This is a genomic window from Ruminococcus difficilis (assembly GCF_016680995.1).
The window spans coordinates 1-3,096 of record NZ_JAEQMG010000064.1; the positions used below are offsets into that span (position 1 = coordinate 1).

Consider the following 3,096-nt stretch of genomic DNA (forward strand, 5'->3'; position numbering starts at 1 on the left):
ATCTTCTCGGACACACCACGACCGAGATCACAGAGCTGTATTACGTGAAGAAGGACAACACCAAGTTGGAAGGTCTGACCGACGCGTTCAACCTGTAATCTCAGAGTGTCATAAAGCGGATTTTGAGCAAAAAGACAGCCTCCAAATCGAGCGGATTTGGAGGCCTTTTTCATGGCTTTTCAGAGGGTACTACTAAGATGATGCTATTTCAATACTATGAGCAAAATTTTGGACGATTTCGGAGTGGATTTCAGACGGCTGATACTGAAATCAGGGCAAAAAAATAATGACCAAAACATCACTGTTTAAGCCATTCTTGCTGTAAAAAGGGCAATAAAAAAGGGTCTCCTCTTAGACATTTGGAGACCGCTGCTCTACCAACTGAGCTATACCCCTAAATATGTAATTCAAGAAGAGTGCGCGGCGTGTGACGAACACGTGTGACGCACGCTTTCTTTCATGCGAGGATTAGTATAGCACCGACCGCCCGAAAAGTCAAGATAAAAAAGCGAAATATGTTACATTTTCCGAACGTTTTTCCGAATGATTCTACACAGTAATGTATGACGTGCGAGCTATCAGTAATAATACACACCGATTCAAGAGCTTTCTGACGCAAGTCGTCCGTATTACACTTTTCTCGACAATTCCTCTGCGGGCGGCTAAAGTGCGGCTGAGGGATATCGGAATAATAAAAAACAATGGGGTTGTCGCAGGATTATTTCTGCGACAACCCCTTGTATCGGTTAATGTATTGAAGTCAACAGTATTCTGTTAGAAAAATGTGTGCGGAAAACAACATTATTCTTGCTGTTCAATCATGCTTTTGGGATACAAAGATGCTTACGACCGTTCCGCCGCCCTCGCGTTCGGAGACGGTCAGCGTTCCTTTGCACATCATTTCAAGCCGTTCGCGGATATTGGCGAGCGCAATATGCGGTTCGTCATTGTCCTTCACGCCGAAGCCCGGTCCGGTGTCGGCAACGGTTATCTCGACGCCGTTCTTTACTTCTCGGGTCTGAATCCGGATGGTAAGCGGATCGAGGTCTGGATCGACGCCGTGCTTAACGGCGTTTTCCACGATGGGCTGCAGGGTCAGCGGAGGCAGTCTGAAGCTTGTGTAAGGCGTATCGAACTCAACAAACAGCTTTCCCTCAAAGCGTACCTGCTCTACCGCCAAATAAGCCCTCATGTGCTCCAGCTCCTCGGCAAAGGGTATCGTTCCCTCTTTTGCGATCGCCGTGAAATTCTTTCTCAGATAATCGGTAAAATCCAAGGTGACCTGCTGCGCCTTGGGCGCGTCCTGCTCGATTAGATAATAGATGCTCGTCATCGTGTTATAGATGAAGTGCGGCCGCATTTGCAGCACGGCAAGACTTGCCTTTTGATTCGCCAGCTCTTCCTTTTGCTTTAGATACCGCTTTCCCTGATCGATAAACAGCATCAATTCCATAGCGAGTAGCATAATTGAAACAGGCGCCAGCAAATAAACCAATATGAGAATGAATTGGAGTTTTGAAAGTTGTTTTCTTCTGCGGATTACCGCGATCAAGCTGATGATCAGACTGATAGCCGTAAAAAGCAGATAAACCAGTATCAGCCAGCGCTTTTGCTCTGTGCCGCCCGGCAAAAGAGTGCGTTGCAGCAGGTCGCCGACCGCTGCCGCTGCGGAAACTCCCCAAAGGCTGAGGATCAGCTTCCACAGGAAAGACTTATGGGGCTCCTGCGAACAGCAGCGAAGGAGGTAAAGCGTCAGCAGAGGGATGATCGTTGATGAAAACAAAGCGGCGAGAAAATCACACGCTGTTTGAAGCGGTATGTTATGCCAATACAAAGCGGAAAACCGGCTGATCAAGCTCGCCGAGGTTTTCAAAACCATATCGGAGAAAAAAACGACGCAGAACCACCGCCACCGGTTTTCGAGGTCGCGCAGGACCAAAACGACCGATATTCCCAACACGGCGATCAGCAGGGTAGTCGAATCGATCACAGAATAGTAATATGTCGTCCAATCCATCATAGCCGCAGCCCCCTGATCGGAAATCTCAGGCGTGTGAGTTGATCGCGCACCTGTTCAGCGGAGAGGGGTTTTACGGCAAAGCCGCAGGCGCCGGTATCCCACGCCTCCAGCGCGTAGTCGGGATAGGCGGTCAGATAGATCACGTTGGTGCGAGGATTGATTTTCAGCAGCTCACGGCACAGTTCAAGTCCGTTGAGCTTGCCCATTTCGATATCGATATAAGCAAGATGTACGCGGTTGGATTTGGCAAATGTCAGAGCTTCTGTTGGAGAAGTAAAGCCCGTGACCGAAGCGTTTGGAAGCAAGTTGCCGATTACCGACATACCGCCCTTTAGAATGATACTCTCGTCATCCACCATAATGACGTTCGGTTCCTCTACGGTATTGTCGATCGTTTCCAATAAAATGTTGATATCTATATCTAAGCATTTGGAGATCCGCAGAAGCAGAACGGCGTCAGGGATGCGCCGTCCCGTTTCCCAGTTCGCTATCGTGGTGCGTTCCACAAACAGCATATCGGCGAGCTGCTGCTGGGACAGCTTTTTATCAGTTCTGAATTGTTTCAGGGTATCGGCGAAGGAATCCTTCATGTGCTTTTCCTCTCTTGGAAGTAAACTATATCTATGATTATAAGGGATGTGCCTTTGAAATACAACAGCATTCCAAAATAAGATGTCACGCTCTGACACATCTTATTGTCTTATGGAGTATTTATGATAGAATTAAACTGAGTAATTTTGTAAAACAGCGGAAAACAAGGAGGCAAAAGTATTCGCCGGTTTTCAGGTAATAAACGTTTCACGTTTTATTATATCAATTTTAAACTTAGGAGAGAAAAACATGAAATTTCCAAATGCAGCAAAAGGCGTGAAAAAGATTTTCAACGCCGAAATCATTTCACTGATCGCCGCCTTGGTCGGCGGAGCCGGACTCGTTATGAGCTTGATCGGAGCTTCGAAAGAAACGAATGAGTCCGTAGGTACAACTCTGCTTGCCGTTTCGGGCGCTTTGTTGATCGTTTCCGGTATCGCGCTTTTGGTCGCAGGGATCATGAACATCATCGGCTTTATTCAGGC

3 protein-coding genes are annotated in these 3,096 nt (G+C 47.4%); 1 reads left to right on the plus strand and 2 read right to left on the minus strand.

The features are described 5' to 3' along the window. Positions 1-814: 814 nt before the first annotated feature. Both JKK62_RS07650 and JKK62_RS07655 read right to left on the minus strand, forming a co-directional pair. Positions 815-2,020: a sensor histidine kinase gene (locus tag JKK62_RS07650; RefSeq protein ID WP_201427414.1), complete on the minus strand. Its 1,206-nt coding sequence runs from the start codon at positions 2,018-2,020 to the stop codon at positions 815-817. Beyond that, entirely contained in the window at positions 2,017-2,610 is a 594-nt protein-coding gene (locus tag JKK62_RS07655; RefSeq protein WP_201427415.1) for a response regulator, read from the minus strand. Before JKK62_RS07655 ends, JKK62_RS07650 begins: the two co-directional genes overlap by 4 nt. Positions 2,611-2,860: 250 nt before the next feature. Between JKK62_RS07655 and JKK62_RS07660 the strand changes: the two genes are divergently transcribed. Then, a partial coding sequence (locus tag JKK62_RS07660) for a hypothetical protein (RefSeq protein WP_201427416.1) occupies positions 2,861-3,096 on the plus strand: 236 nt, incomplete at its 3' end.